At 52.4% G+C, this 18,517-nt stretch carries 20 protein-coding genes; 16 read left to right on the top strand and 4 right to left on the bottom strand.

The annotated features are described in order from the left end of the window. Positions 1–152: 152 nt before the first annotated feature. From QVF11_RS16090 to cobS, 3 genes are all read left to right on the top strand, one after another. Positions 153–488, top strand: coding sequence for a DUF496 family protein (locus QVF11_RS16090; protein WP_112216594.1), 336 nt, complete (start codon positions 153–155; stop codon positions 486–488). Positions 489–685: 197 nt separating this feature from the next. Further along, entirely contained in the window at positions 686–898 is a 213-nt protein-coding gene (locus tag QVF11_RS16085) for a bifunctional adenosylcobinamide kinase/adenosylcobinamide-phosphate guanylyltransferase (protein WP_110275436.1), read from the top strand. 65 nt (positions 899–963) lie between these two features. Further along, positions 964–1,704, top strand: a complete 741-nt coding sequence (gene cobS / locus QVF11_RS16080) for an adenosylcobinamide-GDP ribazoletransferase (protein WP_287858205.1) — start codon at positions 964–966, stop codon at positions 1,702–1,704. Positions 1,705–1,824: 120 nt separating this feature from the next. Here the strand turns inward: cobS and QVF11_RS16075 are convergent, their stop codons facing one another. Next, positions 1,825–2,934 carry an adenosylhomocysteinase gene (locus tag QVF11_RS16075; protein ID WP_287858204.1) on the bottom strand — a complete coding sequence of 370 codons (1,110 nt, stop codon included), beginning with the start codon at positions 2,932–2,934 and terminating at the stop codon, positions 1,825–1,827. A 188-nt stretch (positions 2,935–3,122) separates the two neighbouring features. Here QVF11_RS16075 and QVF11_RS16070 point away from each other — a divergent pair, with 188 nt between their 5' ends. The 6 genes from QVF11_RS16070 (at position 3,123) to QVF11_RS16045 (ending at position 9,229) form a co-directional block, all read left to right on the top strand. Beyond that, entirely contained in the window at positions 3,123–3,854 is a 732-nt protein-coding gene (locus tag QVF11_RS16070; RefSeq protein ID WP_287858202.1) for an HPP family protein, read from the top strand. 384 nt (positions 3,855–4,238) lie between these two features. After that, positions 4,239–5,663 carry a sugar porter family MFS transporter gene (locus QVF11_RS16065; protein ID WP_112216589.1) on the top strand — a complete coding sequence of 475 codons (1,425 nt, stop codon included), beginning with the start codon at positions 4,239–4,241 and terminating at the stop codon, positions 5,661–5,663. A 21-nt stretch (positions 5,664–5,684) separates the two neighbouring features. Continuing rightward, positions 5,685–6,695, top strand: coding sequence for a Gfo/Idh/MocA family protein (locus tag QVF11_RS16060; RefSeq protein WP_287858199.1), 1,011 nt, complete (start codon positions 5,685–5,687; stop codon positions 6,693–6,695). 24 nt (positions 6,696–6,719) lie between these two features. Then, complete coding sequence (locus QVF11_RS16055) at positions 6,720–7,169, top strand: PTS sugar transporter subunit IIA (RefSeq protein ID WP_112216587.1); 450 nt, start codon at positions 6,720–6,722, stop codon at positions 7,167–7,169. Further along, complete coding sequence (locus QVF11_RS16050; protein ID WP_181485696.1) at positions 7,166–8,107, top strand: sugar phosphate isomerase/epimerase family protein; 942 nt, start codon at positions 7,166–7,168, stop codon at positions 8,105–8,107. Before QVF11_RS16055 ends, QVF11_RS16050 begins: the two co-directional genes overlap by 4 nt. Positions 8,108–8,230: 123 nt before the next feature. Beyond that, entirely contained in the window at positions 8,231–9,229 is a 999-nt protein-coding gene (locus tag QVF11_RS16045; protein WP_112216585.1) for a LacI family DNA-binding transcriptional regulator, read from the top strand. A 16-nt stretch (positions 9,230–9,245) separates the two neighbouring features. Here the strand turns inward: QVF11_RS16045 and QVF11_RS16040 are convergent, their stop codons facing one another. Continuing rightward, complete coding sequence (locus tag QVF11_RS16040; protein WP_142512891.1) at positions 9,246–9,635, bottom strand: tautomerase family protein; 390 nt, start codon at positions 9,633–9,635, stop codon at positions 9,246–9,248. 114 nt (positions 9,636–9,749) lie between these two features. Here QVF11_RS16040 and QVF11_RS16035 point away from each other — a divergent pair, with 114 nt between their 5' ends. Further along, positions 9,750–10,667, top strand: a complete 918-nt coding sequence (locus QVF11_RS16035) for a LysR family transcriptional regulator (protein ID WP_287858196.1) — start codon at positions 9,750–9,752, stop codon at positions 10,665–10,667. Here the strand turns inward: QVF11_RS16035 and QVF11_RS16030 are convergent. Both QVF11_RS16030 and shiA read right to left on the bottom strand, forming a co-directional pair. Beyond that, positions 10,660–11,403, bottom strand: coding sequence for a lipoyl protein ligase domain-containing protein (locus tag QVF11_RS16030; protein WP_142512890.1), 744 nt, complete (start codon positions 11,401–11,403; stop codon positions 10,660–10,662). The genes QVF11_RS16035 and QVF11_RS16030 overlap by 8 nt on opposite strands. 16 nt (positions 11,404–11,419) lie before the next feature. Beyond that, positions 11,420–12,745, bottom strand: a complete 1,326-nt coding sequence (gene shiA / locus QVF11_RS16025; protein ID WP_287858194.1) for a shikimate transporter — start codon at positions 12,743–12,745, stop codon at positions 11,420–11,422. A gap of 301 nt (positions 12,746–13,046) precedes the next feature. Between shiA and QVF11_RS16020 the strand changes: the two genes are divergently transcribed. From QVF11_RS16020 to QVF11_RS15995, 6 genes are all read left to right on the top strand, one after another. Then, positions 13,047–13,544, top strand: a complete 498-nt coding sequence (locus QVF11_RS16020) for a putative pterin-binding protein (protein WP_110275423.1) — start codon at positions 13,047–13,049, stop codon at positions 13,542–13,544. A gap of 10 nt (positions 13,545–13,554) precedes the next feature. Next, positions 13,555–15,480 carry a putative bifunctional diguanylate cyclase/phosphodiesterase gene (locus QVF11_RS16015; protein WP_287858193.1) on the top strand — a complete coding sequence of 642 codons (1,926 nt, stop codon included), beginning with the start codon at positions 13,555–13,557 and terminating at the stop codon, positions 15,478–15,480. Positions 15,481–15,685: 205 nt separating this feature from the next. Beyond that, positions 15,686–16,018, top strand: a complete 333-nt coding sequence (locus QVF11_RS16010; RefSeq protein WP_112216580.1) for a TehB-like domain-containing protein — start codon at positions 15,686–15,688, stop codon at positions 16,016–16,018. 8 nt (positions 16,019–16,026) lie between these two features. Then, entirely contained in the window at positions 16,027–16,365 is a 339-nt protein-coding gene (locus QVF11_RS16005; RefSeq protein WP_110275567.1) for a DUF1869 domain-containing protein, read from the top strand. A gap of 860 nt (positions 16,366–17,225) precedes the next feature. Continuing rightward, positions 17,226–17,810 (top strand): hypothetical protein, encoded by a 585-nt coding sequence (locus QVF11_RS16000; RefSeq protein ID WP_287858190.1) that lies wholly within the window; start codon positions 17,226–17,228, stop codon positions 17,808–17,810. Positions 17,811–17,922: 112 nt separating this feature from the next. Then, positions 17,923–18,492, top strand: a complete 570-nt coding sequence (locus QVF11_RS15995) for a fimbrial protein (RefSeq protein ID WP_287858188.1) — start codon at positions 17,923–17,925, stop codon at positions 18,490–18,492. Positions 18,493–18,517: the final 25 nt, after the last annotated feature.

Below are 18,517 nucleotides of genomic sequence, written 5' to 3'. Positions count from 1 at the left end.
GTTTGCCCATCGCTTGCTTCGATTCAGCAGCGTTTAGGGTTATGATTAGGGCAAAGGAAAAAACATTGTCATCAGCGGCTGCTAACAGTTATGTTAGCCCTATGTAGCAGTCGCTTTAGCGAATCCGAATCTCAAATATTAGGGGTGTAAAAATGGAAACAATTAAGCCTTCTTTCCAGGACGTACTGGAGTTTGTTCGCCTGTACCGTCGTAAGAACAAGCTGCAGCGTGAAATTCAGGACGTTGAGAAAAAGATCCGTGATAACCAGAAGCGTGTACTGCTGCTGGATAACCTCAGCGACTACATCAAGCCGGGCATGAGCGTTGAAGCTATTCAAGGCATCATTGCCAGCATGAAAAGCGATTACGAAGATCGCGTTGATGATTACATCATCAAAAATGCTGAAATCTCCAAAGAACGTCGCGACATCTCTAAAAAGCTGAAAGCGATGGGCGAAGCGAAAGTAGAAGATAAATCTGCCGAGTAATCCCCGGTTTAGCGCTCCGGTGGCGGTTCTCGCCGCCGGGGTCATCTTTCTCCAAATCTGCGTTATCTCTCAAATCCTCAGCAAAACAGCCCGCGCAACGCTGATCCAATCCCCTATAATTTGGTATACTCCCGCCGTAAACATATTGATATCGGAAGGGTTTATCTCATGCTGTCCCTGCAACAGGTGCCGCCGCGATGATACTGATTGCCGGTGGCGCGCATAGCGACCAATGCCGTGATGCCGAATCTATACTCAACACCTTCGTTTCGGCTGCCTACATCATCACCTCCTGGATTTCCGACAATCAAGTAACCGCTCGTATCCAACACCACCGTGATACCCGGCTGGCTCACTGGCGTCTGGAAGATGGATGCCAGGCATTTTTTGCAAAATTGCTACGCGGATAAATCGGGTAGCGGTCGGCGATAAATCATCGCCGACCGTGGGTTTTATCGACAGGAGTCTCACTTCAATGATTAAGTCTTTTTTTGCCGCATTATCGTTTATCAGCCGCCTGCCGGTCCCGGCGCGTTTGTCCCAGGGACTGGAGATAGAACAATATCAACGTAGTATCGTTACGTTTCCGTTCGTCGGGCTTTTGCTGGGGGCTATCGGCGGCGCGGTGGTGATGCTGCTCCAGCTGTGGTGTGGTGGCCCGCTGGCCGCGCTGCTCGGCGTGCTGGCGCTGGCGCTGCTGACCGGCGGTTTTCATCTTGATGGTCTGGCGGATACCTGCGATGGCATCTTCTCCGCCCGTCGCCGTGAGCGGATGCTGGAAATCATGCGTGACAGTCGGCTAGGAACCCACGGCGGTCTGGCGCTGATCTTCGTGCTGGTCGCTAAGGTGCTGGTGGTGAGCGAAGTCGCGCTACGCGGGACGCCAGCAATTGCTGCGCTGGCGGCTGCCTGCGCCGTGGGGCGCGGTATGGCGGTGCTGCTGATGTATCGCCAGCGCTACGCCCGCGAAGAGGGGTTGGGTAATCTGTTTATCGGCAAGATTACGCTGCGTCAGACGCTGATTACCATGGGGATAGCTCTGGTGCTGACGACGCTGTTGCTCGGAGTCAACGGTTTGCGAGCGGCACTCATCACGGTGGTGCTGGTCTGGGCGTTGGGTCAGGCGTTGAAGCGTACTTTGGGCGGGCAAACCGGCGATACATTAGGCGCGGCGATAGAGCTGGGTGAAGTGATATTTCTGCTGGCGCTGCTGTAGGAATTGCTTTCTTCCCGGTGGCGCTGTGGCTTCCCGGGCTACGGATTGGTACAGCCGACAAACTGGGTAGCCCGGACAGGCGCATCGCGCCGCCTCCGGGAAATTATTCAGCGCAAACGCCTACAGCGCCGTTTGCCACACGCTCTGCGGCAGCAGATAAACGTCCGCTGGCGCGTTCATTCCGTCGGTCACGATGTGCTGAATGCCGCTGGTCATCACCGCCAGGGTGACGTCGAAGGCGTTCAGGCTATCGCCAAAACCGGCGGTCAGGTTGAGCATTGAACCATTAGCCATCAGATACACGGTTTTATCGCCCATCCGATAGGCGTTAATATACGGCATCACCTCTTCATGGCTGAACTGGCGCAGGTACTCGCAGTCAATCTCTTCCGCCACGTGCCCGACGTTGAGGATAAACACACCATCTTTGGCCTTATCCAGCGCCTGTCTATTGACCACTTTTTTACCACCGGTCGCCGTGGCAACGACGTCTGCTGAGGAAATCGCTTCCTGTAATTCAACTACGTGCCAGCCGTCGTAGGCCGCCTGGAGTCGACGGGCCGGATCGATTTCCGCCACCATCACCTGGCCGCCGAAGGCTTTTGCTGCCGCCGCTACGCCCTGACCAACCAGACCATAACCGATCACCAGTACTTTTTTCTCATGCAGGGTCAGATGGGTGGTCTGGAAGAAGGTGTGCCAGGCGGTCAAACCGACCATATGGCGGTTGTGTAGCCCCTCTTTAACCGGTAAATCATCCCAGTTAAAAATCGGATAGCCGGGACGGATATCGCCCAGGCGACTGACGCCGGAACCCGTTGCTTCAAGCCCAGCCACGATGTTGCCGAACTCGCCGCGCTGATGCAGTAACGTGGTAATATCCGCGCCCATTTCACACAGATGCGTCGGCTGCCAGGCAATTGCTTTTTCCCAGGATTGCTGCCAGTCGGCATCGCTCATATCGCGCCATGCGCAGGCTTCTGCGCCGCGTTCCACCAGCCAGGCGACAACGTCATCCTGCACGGTCGTTGGGTTACAGGTGGTGAGGAAAACTTTTGCGCCTTTCTCGAGGAGCCCTTGTACCAGCGGGATCATTTTCATATCAAGATGCATGCAGCAGGCCAGGCGGACCTGGCTGAGGTCGGGCAGGGCGGCAACCTGGCGCAGGGTGCGCGGCATATTCTGACTGGCCCATGCCACTTCTTTCTCTAAGTTTGTTTTGTTATTCAATGTGGTTGACCTTAAATCCATAGAGTAGGTGATATCCCGACGGGGAGAGTGATTTTAACGTAGCGTGTAAATTTTTTATATTCACAAAATGAATACTGTAAAGCCACGATAAAGACATGGTTGTTAAATTATGGTTAAAAAAAGAAAATGAAACATAAGTTCTTATTATGACGTAAGCGAGTTGTACGATGTTAAGCGTTTTACCCGGATCGTTCTTTTCACGGATCCGCATCTTCCTTGGCCGTTTGAAACCACATGCTTTGCCGGTCGCCAGAAAACACATTGTTTTGGCGTCGATCGGTGCCGGGACGGGGCTGGCGGTAACCAGCATGTTCAGCCACTGGTTGCTGGGCGAAGTCAATCTCTGGTTTATCGCGCCAATGGGCGCATCGGCGGTGTTGCTGTTTGGCGTGCCGAGCAGTCCGCTAGCCCAACCGTGGTCGATTGTCGGTGGCAACGCATTATCGGCGCTCATCGGGGTGACGGTGGGGATACTGGTCCCCGATCTCGCGCTCGCCTGCGGCGTGGCGGCAGGGTTGGCGATCGCTGGAATGTATTTCCTGCGTTGCCTGCATCCGCCGGGCGGGGCGGTGGCGTTAACCGCGATCCTTGGCGGCGCTGGCGTGCAGAGTGAAGGCTATCATTTTGTTTTAACTCCGGTATTGCTCAACTCCTTAATGCTGGCGCTGCTGGCCATTGTCTTCAATAATCTGGTTGGACGCCGCTATCCGCACCCGCTGGCGGCGGAAGAAGTGAAGGTGAAATCGGTGCCGCTGGGCATCGTAGTGACGCGTGACGATATCCACGCGGCGCTGCTCGACGGTCAGTTTCTCGATATCGATGAAGACGATGTGCAGGAACTGCTGGAAAATATCGAGCAGAAAGCCAGGCTGCGGATCGCCAGTACGCAACGATCTTGATTTTCCCTTTCAACCATCAAGGGAGGCGTGATTTCATCTCCACGTTCCCCTTGTTTATTGTTTTTCCTCCCCGCGATTAGGCTGAACCAGGCCATTTTTCATCTCCATACGCGCAAAACTCTGCGGATCGTGATTGCGATCGAGAAAATCGTCCATTTGATGAGCAAAAAGTTGACGCCCTTAACGAAATGAAAATTCCAAAATAAATTGATATGGATTTTTTAATTCGTAAGCGTATAACAAGTTGTTAAATTATGCACCCGGGTGCAAAAAGGTGTGCAGCTGATTTCCGATGCCAGAACTTGCTGTCTCTGCATTGGCGATGTGATCTTTTTATTCATAAAAACAAAACGATAGAACGCTCATCTCTGACAGGACAACAAAATGACCGATCATGTGATAACTGAAAGTCGTAAAACAGATAATGATAAGAAAATCAGATTAATAACCCTCGTCTCCACCATCGGCGGTTTGTGCTTTGGCTATGACACCGGGGTTATTTCCGGCGCACTGATTTTTATGAAGAACGACCTTGGCCTCAGCCCGTTGCAGGAAGGGCTGGTGACATCGTTCTTATTATTCGGCGCTGCAATCGGCTCCGTTGGTGGCGGCTGGCTGTCGGACCGGCAGGGCAGGCGGAAAAATATCCTTTGGGTGGCGATTATCTTTATCTTTGGCGCGCTCGGCACCGCCGTGGCGTGGGATATGTCATCGATGATTATCGCTCGCTTTATCCTTGGCCTGGCGGTGGGCTGCGCGTCGGTGACGGTACCGATTTATATCTCCGAACTGGCGAGGCCCTCGCAGCGCGAACGGCTGGTCACGGTCAACGAGCTGATGATCGTCACCGGGCAGTTTCTCGCCTATTCGGTCAACGCCGCCATCGTCAATTTCTACCCTGACATGTCGCACAACTGGCGCTTAATGCTGGCGATCCCGGCGCTGCCCGGGGCACTGCTGTGGATAGGCATGCTGGTAATGCCGGAGTCTCCGCGTTTCTTTGTGCGTAAGGGGCAAATCGACAAAGCGGTTGCGGTGTTGAAAACGATTCGCCGTCCGGAAGAAGTGGAGCAGGAGATCCGCGATATTCAGCAGGTGAGCCAGGCTGGCGCTATTCATGGTCGGTTTATCGACGAACTGAAAAAGAAATGGGTGCTACAGCTGATTTTAATTGGCCTGATGATTGTGCTGGCGACGCGGGTCACCGGGGTTAATACCATTATGTACTACGCCCCGACGGTGCTGAAATCCACCGGTCTTGGCGATGCGGCGGCGGTGACTGGCGCGGTGGCCAACGGCGTGGTTTCTATCCTCGCGACTCTATTAGGGATGCTGCTGATTGGTAGACACTCGCGGCGGAAAATGTTCTTCACCGGGCAGATAGGCGTCACGTTGAGCCTGGTGCTGATCGGCCTCTCTTTCAAACTCTTCTTCCACATGGAAACCGTTGATGGCGTTAGCGGGCTGCAGGCCAACTTTGCCGGTGCCAGCTACATCATTCTTGCTCTGATGCTGGTGTTCCTCACCTTTATGCAGGGGTGGATCGCACCGGTGTTCTGGCTAATGCTCGCTGAAATTTATCCGCTGCGGATGCGCGGCCTGGGGATGGGTTTTGCGGTATTCGGGCTATGGATTTTTGACTTCATCATCCAGTCCGTGTTCCCGATTTTACTTAACAACTATGGCGGCGGAATGACCTTCGGTTTCTTCGCCGGTACCAACGTCATTATGTTGATTCTGCTGGTGAAATATCTTCCGGAAACCCGCGGATTAACCCTTGAGCAAATTGAACAAAAATTCAGATTCTGATTTAGAAATGTGGAGGAACATATGACAGTCAATATCGGTTTAATTGGTTTGGGCATGATTGGGCGCGATCATTTACAGCGTTTCAAGTCGGTTATTCAGAACGCCAGAGTCAGCGCCGTCTGTGATATCAATCGTAACGTGACCGACTCTATTGCCCGCGAATATGGCGCACAGGCTTATTACGATGCGGTGAAGATGGTTCAATCAGACGACGTAGATGCCGTTTTTATTTGCTCAATCGGCCCGGTTCACAAAGAGCAAATATTGGCAGCGATTAAAGCGGGCAAGCCGGTATTTTGCGAAAAACCGCTGACCCCAACCGCTGATGAAGCGAGGGCGATTATTGATGCTGAAGTGGCGTGCGGCAAACGCATGTTGCAGCTGGGGTTTATGCGTCGCTTCGACCCCGGGTACAACCAGCTCAAAGCCACTTTGGACGGTGGCGAACTGGGCGAAATTTTGTTGATTCATTGCGCCCACCGCAACGCCTCAGTCCCGGAAAGCTACACCCTGGAAATGGCGATTAATGATTCCGCGACCCACGAAATAGACATTATTCGCTATCTGCTCGACGAAAATATCGTGTCGGTGCGCGTCGACAAACCGCGTAAGAAGACCCGCAGAGCCTGTGCGCACCTGCAGGATCCGCTGATCGTGATTTTTGAAACCGAATCCGGCGTGCGCATCGATGATGAACTGTTTGTGAACTGTGATTACGGCTACGACATCCGTTGTGAAGTGATCGGTGAAAACGCCATTAGCGCGCTGACCGAGCAGGCGCTCACCACCACTCGTTCAACGAAAGGCTACAGCCGGGCGATCCCGCAGACCTGCATGGAACGTTTCGCCACCGCCTACGATCGTGAAGTGCAGAACTTTGTTGATCGCGTTAATGAAGGCAGTGAAATGACTGGGCCATCTTCGTGGGATGGGTTTGTCGTGGCGATGGTGTGCGATGCCGGGCTGGCTTCGCTGAAGGATGGCGAGAAGCACACCGTCTCCCTGCCGGAATGCCCGGCGCTGTATCGCTAACCCTTTAACGTACGGGAGAGGCGCATGTTAACCCTTAAGCAAGAAGATATTTTTATTGGCTGCCGGGCGAATTCAAAGAAGAAGGCGCTGCGCATTGCTGCGGATTCCTTGCAGGCTGGCGGCTACGTCAGCGACGGTTTTTTTGAATCGATGGTAGATCGCGAAAAGGCGCTCTCTACCTGGCTCGGGGCGGGCGTGGCGATGCCTCATTGCAGCAAAGAGGGCATTGACCTGGTGCGGCAAACTGGCTTCCAGCTGTTTCAGTTTCCGGATGGTGTGGGCTGGGGGGAAGGCAGAGTGGCTTTCCTGGTGGTCGCCGTGGCGGCAAAAAATAATGAACACATTGATGTTATCGCGGATCTGGCAGACCTGCTTGATGACGAAGTGAAAACGACGCTGCTCGCCAGCGCCGACAGCAAAGACGCGTTTATGCAGATCCTCGAAGGTCACTCATTTAAGAAGGATAGAATATGAAACTGGCACTCTGTACTGATGTTCTCGCCGACCTGGCTTTCCCTGAAATGCTCGACCGCGTGAAGCAGTATGGCATTAACGGCGTAGAGATGACCGCAGGGGGCTGGTCGCCTTGCCCGCATGTGAAAACCGAAGAGCTGCTGGCTTCCCCAGCGAAGCTCGCGGCGTTTTGCGGGGAACTGGAAAAACGCGGCATGGAAATCGTCGCCCTGAACTGTTCGGGTAACCCGCTGGCACCCGGCGCGCTGGGCGAGAAACATACCGCCAGCAGCTACCGCACCGTTGAGCTGGCGGCGAAGCTCGGCGTCAAAAAAATCGTCATGATGAGCGGTCTGCCCGGCGGCGGCCCGGACGACAAAATCCCTAACTGGATAACCTCAACGGTTTCCTGGCCCGACTATATGCCAGGGGTGATTGATTACCAGTGGAATGAGGTGGCGATACCTTGGTGGCAGGCTTTTGCCCGCCATGCGGCTGAACACGGGATCGAACAGATTGCCCTCGAAGAGTTCCCCAGCCAGCTGGTGTACAACCCAAGCACGTTGCTGCGCCTGCGCGATGCGGTGGGTGACATCATTGGCATGAACCTCGACCCGTCGCACCTGATTGCCATGGGGGCTGAGCCCATTGCCGCTGCCCGGAAGCTGGAAGGAGTGATTTATCACGTTCACGGCAAAGATGCGCGTATTGAGCGCGGGCTGGCGGACGTTGACGGTCTGCTGGAGTATCAGCCGGTGACTGAAACCAAAACCCGGACCTGGAATTACGTGGCGGTTGGCTGCGGACAGGATTTGAAGTGGTGGAAAGAGTTCTTCTCAGTGCTGCGCATGACCGGTTACAACGGTTATGTATCGCTGGAGATGGAGGACCTGACGATGAGCGTTGAAGCGGGGCTACGGACGTCGATTGATGCCCTTAACGCAACCTTAAGTCAGTGATAACGGGCCGCGTTCTTCCACCGGGGGGCGGGAGAACGCGGTGCGTTTTTTGTTGAGCGGATTCTATCTTGCTGTATTTTACGTTCTATTGGATGTTAATCATCAGGAACGTTAAAACCGAGAATGAGCGCCTCTAAACGACAAAAAGCGACCGCCAGCGATGTTGCGTTACTGGCGGGCGTCTCAAAGTGGACCGTTTCCCGGGCGTTTACTCCCGGGGCATCTATCCAGGCGAAAACGCGAGAAGATGTCATGAAGGCCGCCAATACCCTGGGGTATCGGCCTAATTTGCTGGCGCGCAGCCTGACGCAAAAGCAAACCCACATCATCGGCGTGGCGGTTGATGAGCTGCGCAATCCCAATATGGTGCTGTTGCTCAATGAAGTGACTCGCCAGCTACAAAATCGCGGCTATATGGCATTGGTAATTAACGTCGCCGATCAGGAAAGCAACCGCACGGCGATGGCGCTGGCTTACCAGCTCCAGGTCGACGGCATTCTGTTTATGGCAACGGTACTGACGCCGGAGCTTATTGCGATCGCCACCGAAATTCACCGGGTACCGCTGGTGCAGATTGGTCGTAATACCGAGAATCCGGAAATCCAGGTGGTGAATATCGACGGCTGGCTTGCTGGCAAGCAGATCGCTGAACTGCTGCTGGGGCAGGGGCATCGTACATTTGGTTATATGAAAGGGCCTGACACCCCGTCGCATCATTTACTGCGAATGGAAGGGTATCAGGCGGCGCTGGAGAAGGGCGGTTGTCGACTTGATACGTTGCTGGTGGCCGGGCAGTATCTGCGCACCCGGGGATATGCTGCGATGAGCGACTATCTTGACGCTACGCCTGAAGCCGAGCGAGTCGATGCTCTGTTCTGCGAAAACGATATTCTGGCCATTGGCGCGCTGCAGGCGCTGCGTGAGCGGGATTTAACCATGAGTATTGTCGGTTTCGATAATATCGACGAAGCGGCAGCGCCTGAGTGGCAGCTGACCACTTACGATCAGCGGCGCGAGCGGCTGGTTGAAGAGGCACTGAATCGACTGATCGATGCAACTGAAGGCTTGCCAGCGGCGTGGCGCACCGGGGAACTGATCGTGCGCCAGTCGCATCGAGAATAAGGCCGTTTCCGCTCGACTACAGCTCGCCGGTCATATACTGTGCGACGCCGCGGCCAAAACTCCAGTCGCCTTTGTGGTTGCTTATCACCGAGATCATCAGGTCATCGCCGCTCAGTCCGCAGTGCTCCTGCAATTGAGCTTGCAGAGTGGCATAGAAAAGCTGCTTCTGCTGTTCGCTGCGCGGGCTGGTATAAACTCTCACCACTACCACCTCTTTGCTGCGCGTTAGTTCCAGTCCGGTATCTTCAATCACCATATGGTGAGCTTTGTTTTCGTGAACAATCTGGTAACGGTCGCGCTCAGGCACTTTGAATGCTTGCACCACGGCGCGGTGAGCCGCATCCAGCAGGGTTTTTATCTCGCTTTCACTACGGCCTTCAATAATATCAAACGTCAGTAACGGCATGGCAGGTGGTCCTTATTGTTGGATTAACGAGCGATGAATGTGATGCTAACCCATGCTGATGCGGGTAAAAACCGCTATATTTGAACTCATTGTTTTCCTACATGAACAATCGGCATGAACGAGATCCGCCCGGAAATTTACTGGACTCACCTGTACTGGCTAACGGTACTGGAGGAGCAAAAAAGCTACACCCGTGCGGCTGAAAAGCTGGCGGTGAGTAAGTCCGCCATTAGCCAGAAGATCAGCGAACTGGAGCGGGTGACCGGCAAGGCGCTGGTGCACCGAACCACTCGCAGCGTCACGTTAAGCGAAGATGGGTTGCGGCTGGTGGCGGAGCTTAACGAGCCTTTCGGGCAGATCCGCGAGATTTTCACCGGCACCTGCGATGATGAAGGCGGGCCACTGCGCGGAACGCTACGGCTAACCGCACCGGTGGCCTTTTCGCGCCAGCAACTGGTCCCGGCTATCACGCCCTTTTTGCATGAGCATCCACAGCTTCATCTACAACTGGAAGTTACCGACCGGCTGGTGTCGCTGGCTAGCGAAGGATTCGATCTTGCCATTCGCCACTGCCGTTGCGAACTGCTGCCACAGACCCATGTGGCCTGGCCACTCTGTCGGACGGCAACCCTGGTTGTTGCCTCGGCGGATTATATTCGTCGCTTTGGTCGCCCCGACTCGCCAGACGCGCTGCGCCAGCATCACTGCCTGACCTATCCGCGTGGGCCGCAAAGCCCGCACTGGACCTTCGAATGCGGCAATGAACGAGTCAGCGTGAAAGTGCAGGGGCCGTTTTCGACCAACAACAGTGAATCCCTGCGCGATGCGGTGCTGGCTGGGCTGGGAATTGCATTATTGCCGGATTTTAGCGCCAGAGAGGCGATTGGCCGTGGGTTGGTACAGGAACTGTTGCCGGGCTGGCAGCCGGTGGATGTGTTTGCGGAAAATCTTTACGTCATTCGCCCCTACACGCCGCGGGTATCGCGGGCGGTAGAGACCTTTAGCCGCTATCTGAAGACCACTTTTAGCTGATGTTTTGCAGCACTTGCACCAGCGCCTCGCGAAAGCGGGGGAGCAAATCAGCCTCTTCAGGGATAAGCTCCGCCAGGGCCACGGTTTTATCGGTGCGGTAGATTCGACCGCTACCCAGATGCGCTTCAAAGGCATTCGCCGCCTGATGCGCTGCATAGAGATCGGCGTCCAGCAATATCACCGCGTGGGCGAGGACCACATGGCCTTTACCCCCAGCCATTGGTCGCCAATACTGAGCCGTACCGGCGATTTTACGCACCTGCTCGCCTTCACCGCAGGCCAGATTGTAGCGGCCATCGCAAAACGAACCGCTCACCGCCTGGAAGTGGCTGGCGACGCCAAAAGTTGCCAGCGTGCGCTGAAGCAGGCCGCAGAGGAACAGATAAATCGGCTCTGCCGCGTCGCCCAGCGGTTGGTAAACCGGCCAGGCGAGGCTGAGATTGATAATCCCCGGCCCCTGCGGCACTAGCCCGCCGCCGGAGCGGCGCAGCCAGACCGGCCAACCCTGACGGGCAAATTGCTTACTTATCGCCGCCAGTTCCGTGAACTTTCGGTAGCTTCCGGGGACCACAAACCCCTGCGGAGCCTGCCATAGCTGAGCGACGGCTTCCCCGTTAATAGCCCGATCAAACAGCGGCTGCTCCGCCAGCGTCGGGTCGGAACAATATTGAATCGGCAGAAGCTGGTGATTAAAACGCGTCGGCCAGCATGCCTCGCCGCGAGAGTCCTGAGTCATTTTGTCTCCTTAACGACTATTCAGCGTGGCGACTGGGCTTCATTAACATCGCCGTCAGGGCGGAGAGCAGGCAGCCTGCGGTTAAATAGATAGCGACGCTGTGCCATGAACCACCTGAGAAGGTGACCAGCGCGGCGGCGATAAACGGTGTAAAGCCGCCGCCAACCACGCTGGCGACCTGATATCCCACCCCGGCCCCGCTATAGCGGTAGCTGGCACCAAACATCTCGGTAAACATCGGCTGCTGGACGCAAACCACCATATCGTGGGCGATGTTTGCCAGCATCAGCGCGAAAAACAGGATCCAGAAATAGGACTGGCTTTCGAGCGCCATAAAAAATGGGAAACCGCTAAGCGTACCGATCAGCGCCCCAGTGATGTACACCCGACGTCGCCCGAAGCGGTCCGCCAGCCATGCGAAGCAGGGAATGGTCAGGCAGCTGATGGCACCGACTAACAGGCCGATATTAAGGAACAGTTCGCGAGGCAGGCCAAGATTCTGCGTGGAGTAGTTAAGTGCGAAGGCGGTGACGATGTACATCGTCAGCAGTTCGCACAGGCGCAGACCGATGATCATTAAAAAAGCGCCCGGATGGCGGAGCAGAGCTTCTACCACCGGCAGACGCTTTTTCTTCGTTTCACTCTGCTGATCACGCTGCTGCTGTTCGAATTCAGCCGATTCTGCCATGCCGTTACGGACCCACAGCGCCGCCAACACCAGCACCACGCTAAACAAGAACGGCAGACGCCAGCCCCAGCTCAGGAACTGTTCATCAGTAGTGTAAGAGCTTATCAGCGACACCAGGCCGGTAGAGAGCAGCAGGCCGACGCCGTAGCCCACCTGCACGCCGCTGCTGTAGAACGCTTTTTTATTTTTTGGCGCACTTTCTACCGCCAGCAGCGCCGCGCCGCCCCATTCACCTCCTACCGCAAAACCCTGCACGGCACGCAGTAGAACCAGCAGCGCTGGTGCCCACCAGCCAATCTGATTGAACGAAGGCAGCAGGCCGATGCAGGCGGTCGCGATCCCCATCATCCAGACGGTCATCATCAGCATACGCTTGCGCCCAAGGCGATCGCCGAAGTGGCCGAAGATAATTCCGCCGAGCGGGCGGAAGAGGAAACCTACGCCGAAAGTGGCGAAGGCGGCCAGGGTGCCCATCGCCGGGCTGACCTGCGGAAAGAATTCCCGGTTAAAAACCAGCGCGGCGGTAATGCCATAGAGGAGAAAATCGTACCAGTCGACCACGGCCCCGGCGAAGCTGCCCCAGGCCGCCCTGCGGGCGCGATTGAGTGAGTTTGCCTCCTTGCCGGGGCGATTAGAAATGAGCGTTGAGTCCATACTTGTCCTGTCTGTTGCTGAATTTATAATTTTTGGAATGAGACGCTTTCCTGATTAGCGTTCTATTGAGACTACCGCGCTGATGGAAAAGAGAAAAGATTTTTACTTGGGCTTTGTTCTGAAAGGCATATAGCACCTGGACAGAGGAAAGGACAACGATCTTCCTGGCTGCTCAGAATGTGAGCTTCAGAGTTGGCTTATTGTCTTTAATTTATTTTTTAGTCTCGATGGGGACATCTTTTAAGAATTCACGCAAATGGTTTACAATTAACATGTCTCCAATTTCGGAATGGTGAGTTAAATGCGTTTATTTTTTGCAGCTTTATTTTGTGTCATGGTTTTGCCTTCCGCTTTTGCAGAAAAACTGCCGATGCCTGTGGGGAAACCCGTTTTAACTATTTCCGGGCTGATTGGGAATACGAATGAAGGCGATACGGCCGTTTTTGATGTCGCAGCATTAGAAAAACTGGGCATGGAAACGACAGTGACCACGACGCCATGGTATTCCGGGAAAGTCCGCTTTGACGGGGTTTCCCTTAGTAAACTCATGGATTTAGTCGGTGCTAAAGGTAAGTCCGCCAGGGTGCTGGCGCTAAATGATTATACCACCATCGTTCCGCTTGATGATTTTCAAAAATTCCCTGTTATTTTGGCTTTAAAAATGAATGGCGAATATATGCGCATTCGCGATAAAGGGCCTTTATTTATTGTTTACCCCTATGACAGCAGCCCGGAATTGCAGAATCAAATCTATTATTCCCGTTCAGCATGGCAGGTTTCGAAGATTATAATTGAGTAAGGGTTTGATCTTGAATCGAATACTCACTGCCATTATTTTATCGCTTTTCATTGTTACCGGATACATTACCTATCTGGTACATGAGCGACAAAGTGAGCTGCAAAAATTAACGCGTTACACCGATTCGTGGTCAGTCTCACAAATAGTCTCCGAGTACATGCGCCTTGAAGCGCGGCTGAGTGCGATGGGGATGGGCGTTGAGGGGAGCGATCGCGATGAGGTGCGCCTGCGCCTGGAAATTATGATGAGCCAGATTGCGCTGCTACAGCAGGGCGATCTGGGAAAGTTTATTGGTAAAGATGCGCAGCGTAAGGCGACGGTTGCCCGCCTGGTGCGTATCCTGAATCAGTTGGATAAGCAACTGGATACCATGACGACCGCGCAGTTAAAACCGCTACTGCGCGAAATGAGTACGCTGGACGGACCTATGACCTCAATAGCGTCAACCTCGCTCGCTCAGGACATCAATATTGTTAATCTGACCCACGATAAAATACAGAACCTGTATTATATCTATTCGGCCATTTCTATCCTGTTGATTACCCTCTGTATCACGTTGGGTCTGCTGATGTTGCGGCAAAATAATACGCTGCGCCGTGCTCATGTGCGGATGAAATTACTGGCCAACGATCTGCAGACATCAAAAGAGAAACTGCAGGTGCAGAACCGTCGGCTGCAGTACGACGCCTATCATGATTCACTGACCGGTATGCCCAACCGACTCTCTTTCTGGCAACGGCTGCAGGAGATAGTTAACCAGGTCCGGCCCTATAACGGCTCGGCGGTGGTGATGCTGTTCGATCTCGACAATTTTAAGGATGTGAATGATACCCAGGGCCACGATGCCGGGGATAAGCTTTTGCAGGATTTAGCCAGCCGTCTCTCCTTCTTTCGCAAAACGTCAGAGACCCTGTATCGGCTGGGGGGCGATGAGTTTGCGCTTGTTTCGCATGATTTAAGCGAGGAGATGGCGCTGGAGAGGGCGAATATCATTCGCGAAAAAATCAGTCAGCCGTATCAGATTTATGATTCGCTGATCCATATCGGCGCTTGCATCGGGATTGTTATTTCTGATGGCGAGAGCCGTACCGATTATTTATACAAGTGTGCCGATCTGGCGCTGTACGAAGCGAAAAAAGAGGGTTCCGGCAAAGTACAGATATTCCGTCCCGATATGCTTGAGCGTTTGCAGGAGAATAAATCCTTTGAAGACGATCTGCTGCAGGCGCTGGATAAAGGTGAGTTCAGGGTTTACTACCAACCCATTGCCGATACGATTAACGGTGAAATCTACGGTTATGAAGCGCTTGTCCGTTGGTTTCATCCGCTGCGCGGTAGCGTATCGCCGAGCGAATTTATCCCGGTAGCTGAGAAAATTGGCCTGATTAACCCGTTGGGCGAGTGGGTACTCAGAACCGCCTGCCGGGAGGCCACCAGCTGGTCATCGCCGCTCAAGGTGTCGGTTAACGTTTCGCCCATTCAGCTTATTAACAGTTCGCTGACCGATACCGTCATTTCGATACTGAAAAGTACCGGGCTCGATCCACTCCGCCTCGATCTGGAGATTACCGAGTCGGATGTATTTAACGAAAACACCCGTTCCTTAGAGATCCTCAGCCAACTGCGCGAACTGGGCGTTCAAATTTCTATTGATGATTTTGGTACCGGGTATTCATCGCTATCGCGCTTGAGTTATTTCCCCTTTGATAAGATAAAAATCGATCGTTCATTTGTGATTAATATTCCGGGTCAGAAAGATGATCTCGATATCGTCCGCTTGATTATCAGCATGGGTAAAAGCTTGCATATGCGCATCGTTGCCGAAGGTGTTGAAACAGAAGAGCAGCTGAAGTCGTTACAGAAATTAGGATGCGATCTGGTGCAAGGATATTTAATTGGTAAGCCCGGGCCGCTGAACTCATCTGGGAATAATTAAATTATCTTGTTTTTGCGGGCGACTTCGATTTTATAGAATCGCTCGTATCTATTTTAGTGAGTACCTAACTCCTGGTGGGTATAAATAGGGGTAGGTGCAACGTTTGCCAAAAAATAATCCCCTCAGTGATTGAAAGGGGTATATGATATGCAACATATTTTCCCGTTCCCGATCGTACTGATAGTGCGTAAAGAGAGGCAGAATCATGCAGCGAATCATTATCCCGACCCACTATGTGCATACCCGTAGCACGCCGCTGTGGACCAAAGAGACCGCTCCGGCGTCAATCTGGAAAAGACATCTTGATGCCGGGACCCGGCAGGGAGTCTATCCACGGCTGTCGGTAATGAAAGGGGCGATACGCTATCTGGGCTTTGCTGATGAGACCAGCGCCGATCCGGTGGAAACGTTAACCATTGCCGAAGGTGAATTTGGCGTTTTCCCGCCCGAAAAATGGCACTGCATTGAGGCGTTAACGGAGGATACCGTTTTTAATGTCGATTTTTATGTCGATCCTAAAATTCTGATTGAGGGCTAAGGAAGAAGATGAACAGTGAAAATCTGGGTTACTCATTAGCGGTGATTAACGGCAACAATAAAGATAAAAAAGAGAAAGTCTATCTTAAGCCGATGGCGCTTTATGTCCCTGACATCGCCGTGCAAGCCGTATCGGAGCTTATTTCTACGCTGTCCGCGGATAATGCTGGAGGAAAAGGGTTTATATTGACGGTCACCAACAATAATAATGGTGTATCGGTAGACAATGAATTCGCTACCCTGGCTGAGTTGCAGGATCCGACCATCGCCGCTGATGCGGTTAAAGACCTGATCAACATCGTGCGCGGCTACGAGTCTGATGAAGAGACCAACGTCTGCGGCTGGTAGTGGTTTACCGGAACCATCCTTTTTGCTGACCAGGCTACTTGTAACGAGCAGCGGCGCGTCACATGTGTGGGCCTTTAGAAAACGTACAACCTGATGAGGTTGTCGTATTTGCAGGCCCGATCGGGCGCTCGCTGGCGTCCGTCAACATTAGCCATATTTGAGAACTTTCCCATCCATAACTTTCCCGCGGTGGTCCAGGATATGTCCAGCTAACAGCTTCCCTGGTCAATTTTTCGCATCGCGCCATCTTCTGACGGCATGTTCCTCGCTTCTCCTGTAATGAAGAAATGGCTTATATGGGCAGAGAATGGTCATATTACAACCGATAAATATAATTCCATCCTGTCTTGCGCTTAAGAATTCGACATCAATTATATCTGAATGTTTAATCGGGCAAAAAAGCGTCACCGAAATATATGTTATTCATTATGCCTTTACCTTAGGAATAGTAGTCCAGATAATTATACTCAAGCATAATTATTGATTAACTGTTTATGCTGTAATTATCGATTTGATGAAGAAAACTCTTCAATTACGTATTGTATTGCTTCCATTCATGGTGGATAAATAAGATTTTTCTGTTTATTTCTTATTGTTACCATTTGATTTTAAAAGAAATTTTAATGCATGAGAGCAGGGCATATTGATTTATGTCAATGGTAAATAATGCTAATTAATTTTAATTGTAATTTGCGATCAATACATTCTTATTGATAGTTATAATCTATTATTTAATTGTTTTTTGATCGCTATAAACGATTGATAAAAATGAGTTCATCGTGTTACAAATAAATTCATCAGGTAACGGGGTATTTTTCTGTTAATGATTTGGACGGGATAACAAATAAAGGATTACATGGATGAAATATCATTTGATATCAGATAATAGCTTTTTTCTGTCCGGCATGGAATGGCTCAGTGAACAGGATGGACATGCCGTGGAATTGGTGAAATTACCATTTGATATTAAATGGTTAAGTATTTCTCCTGGCGATGTTGTTGTTCTCTATATTTCAAATCATCGCTATCGCACTCAATTTATGCGTTTTTGTTCGTTGCGGCTGTGTCGGGTTTTTATCCTCGTGGACGTCCCGGTATTCCGGTCTGTTAGAACATATTTCCCATGGTTAGTGAATGCATCGGTTTCGATACAAGATTTACTCTCGTTAATCAGGATGGCCAGAATAACGGAAGTCAAGTATCAGAGTAAAACACGACAACTACGTAATATATTTGATTTGATAACCAAAGGGGCGTCGGTAGAAGATGTGGCAAATTGCTCACATCTCACCAGAGATTATATCTACCGCGTCACTCGGGAAGAGGTTATGCGTTACGGAATGGCCGATTGCAATCGTACTGCAATGCTCATTTGTCGGGATATTAATCTCATTACAGAACTTTCAGGTGTGAGCGGGAATAAAATGCCTGTTTGTCACTCGTAGTATTAATTATCACTACTGGATTCATTTTCTAAGTGATTTTAAGTTGCCCTAGCCACATTTAAAACAGTGGTCGTCAGGGTTTTTGTAAAATATAAATAATGGAGTATTTACCATGAAATTAAACCGTATTTTTGCTTCTATGGTTGCGGCCTCAGCAATGCTTTCCACTGGCGCGATGGCGGCTGACGGTACGATTACGTTTGCGGGCACCGTTACTGCAAGCGCTTGTACTGCGGTTGCTGGTGTATCAGTAGGCGGCGGTGCACCTGCGGTTAACCAGACTATTACATTACCTGCCGTTCCGGCTCCGGCTCTGAACGTTGCATCAGGTACTTATCTGGGCCATACCGCGTTCCAGATTCAACTGACCGGTTGTGCGGCAGTTGGCGCCCTGGCAAACGTCCGTGCTGTGTTTGATACACCTTTCGCACCAGCAGGCGACGCGTACGTGGCAGGTAACACCGCACCGTCAGGTGCGGCTGATGTGGCTGTTGCTATCCTGACCTCTGGCGGTACCCAGATTGACATGAACGGCGGTACTTCTTTGGCAACCAGCTATACGCTGCCATCCACTTCTGGCGCTATCAATATGGACTTCGTCGCGGCGTATAAATCCCTGAGCACCAGCGTCACTGCCGGCCCGGTTGCCGGCACTGCCAACTACACCATCTCTTACTTCTGATGACCCACAGCCTGCGCCTGTTTGG

It is taken from the genome of Klebsiella sp. (assembly GCF_027492335.1).
Classification (GTDB): Bacteria; Pseudomonadota; Gammaproteobacteria; order Enterobacterales; family Enterobacteriaceae; genus Klebsiella; species Klebsiella huaxiensis.
The sequence above is the reverse complement of the archived record's forward strand: the minus strand, read 5'-3'. Positions and strand labels throughout refer to the sequence as shown.

Excerpts from the sequence above, each read along its gene's own strand:
- QVF11_RS16050 (WP_181485696.1), top strand. The coding sequence starts at position 7,166 with ATGAAACTGGCACTCTGTACTGATGTTCTCGCCGACCTGGCTTTCCCT.
- QVF11_RS16000 (WP_287858190.1), top strand. The coding sequence starts at position 17,226 with ATGAAATATCATTTGATATCAGATAATAGCTTTTTTCTGTCCGGCATG.
- QVF11_RS16060 (WP_287858199.1), top strand. The coding sequence starts at position 5,685 with ATGACAGTCAATATCGGTTTAATTGGTTTGGGCATGATTGGGCGCGAT.
- QVF11_RS16090 (WP_112216594.1), top strand. The coding sequence starts at position 153 with ATGGAAACAATTAAGCCTTCTTTCCAGGACGTACTGGAGTTTGTTCGC.
- QVF11_RS16040 (WP_142512891.1), bottom strand. The coding sequence starts at position 9,635 with ATGCCGTTACTGACGTTTGATATTATTGAAGGCCGTAGTGAAAGCGAG.
- QVF11_RS16070 (WP_287858202.1), top strand. The coding sequence starts at position 3,123 with ATGTTAAGCGTTTTACCCGGATCGTTCTTTTCACGGATCCGCATCTTC.
- shiA (WP_287858194.1), bottom strand. The coding sequence starts at position 12,745 with ATGGACTCAACGCTCATTTCTAATCGCCCCGGCAAGGAGGCAAACTCA.
- QVF11_RS16010 (WP_112216580.1), top strand. The coding sequence starts at position 15,686 with ATGCAGCGAATCATTATCCCGACCCACTATGTGCATACCCGTAGCACG.
- QVF11_RS16020 (WP_110275423.1), top strand. The coding sequence starts at position 13,047 with ATGCGTTTATTTTTTGCAGCTTTATTTTGTGTCATGGTTTTGCCTTCC.
- QVF11_RS15995 (WP_287858188.1), top strand. The coding sequence starts at position 17,923 with ATGAAATTAAACCGTATTTTTGCTTCTATGGTTGCGGCCTCAGCAATG.
- cobS (WP_287858205.1), top strand. The coding sequence starts at position 964 with ATGATTAAGTCTTTTTTTGCCGCATTATCGTTTATCAGCCGCCTGCCG.
- QVF11_RS16030 (WP_142512890.1), bottom strand. The coding sequence starts at position 11,403 with ATGACTCAGGACTCTCGCGGCGAGGCATGCTGGCCGACGCGTTTTAAT.
- QVF11_RS16055 (WP_112216587.1), top strand. The coding sequence starts at position 6,720 with ATGTTAACCCTTAAGCAAGAAGATATTTTTATTGGCTGCCGGGCGAAT.
- QVF11_RS16065 (WP_112216589.1), top strand. The coding sequence starts at position 4,239 with ATGACCGATCATGTGATAACTGAAAGTCGTAAAACAGATAATGATAAG.
- QVF11_RS16005 (WP_110275567.1), top strand. The coding sequence starts at position 16,027 with ATGAACAGTGAAAATCTGGGTTACTCATTAGCGGTGATTAACGGCAAC.
- QVF11_RS16035 (WP_287858196.1), top strand. The coding sequence starts at position 9,750 with ATGAACGAGATCCGCCCGGAAATTTACTGGACTCACCTGTACTGGCTA.
- QVF11_RS16085 (WP_110275436.1), top strand. The coding sequence starts at position 686 with ATGATACTGATTGCCGGTGGCGCGCATAGCGACCAATGCCGTGATGCC.
- QVF11_RS16045 (WP_112216585.1), top strand. The coding sequence starts at position 8,231 with ATGAGCGCCTCTAAACGACAAAAAGCGACCGCCAGCGATGTTGCGTTA.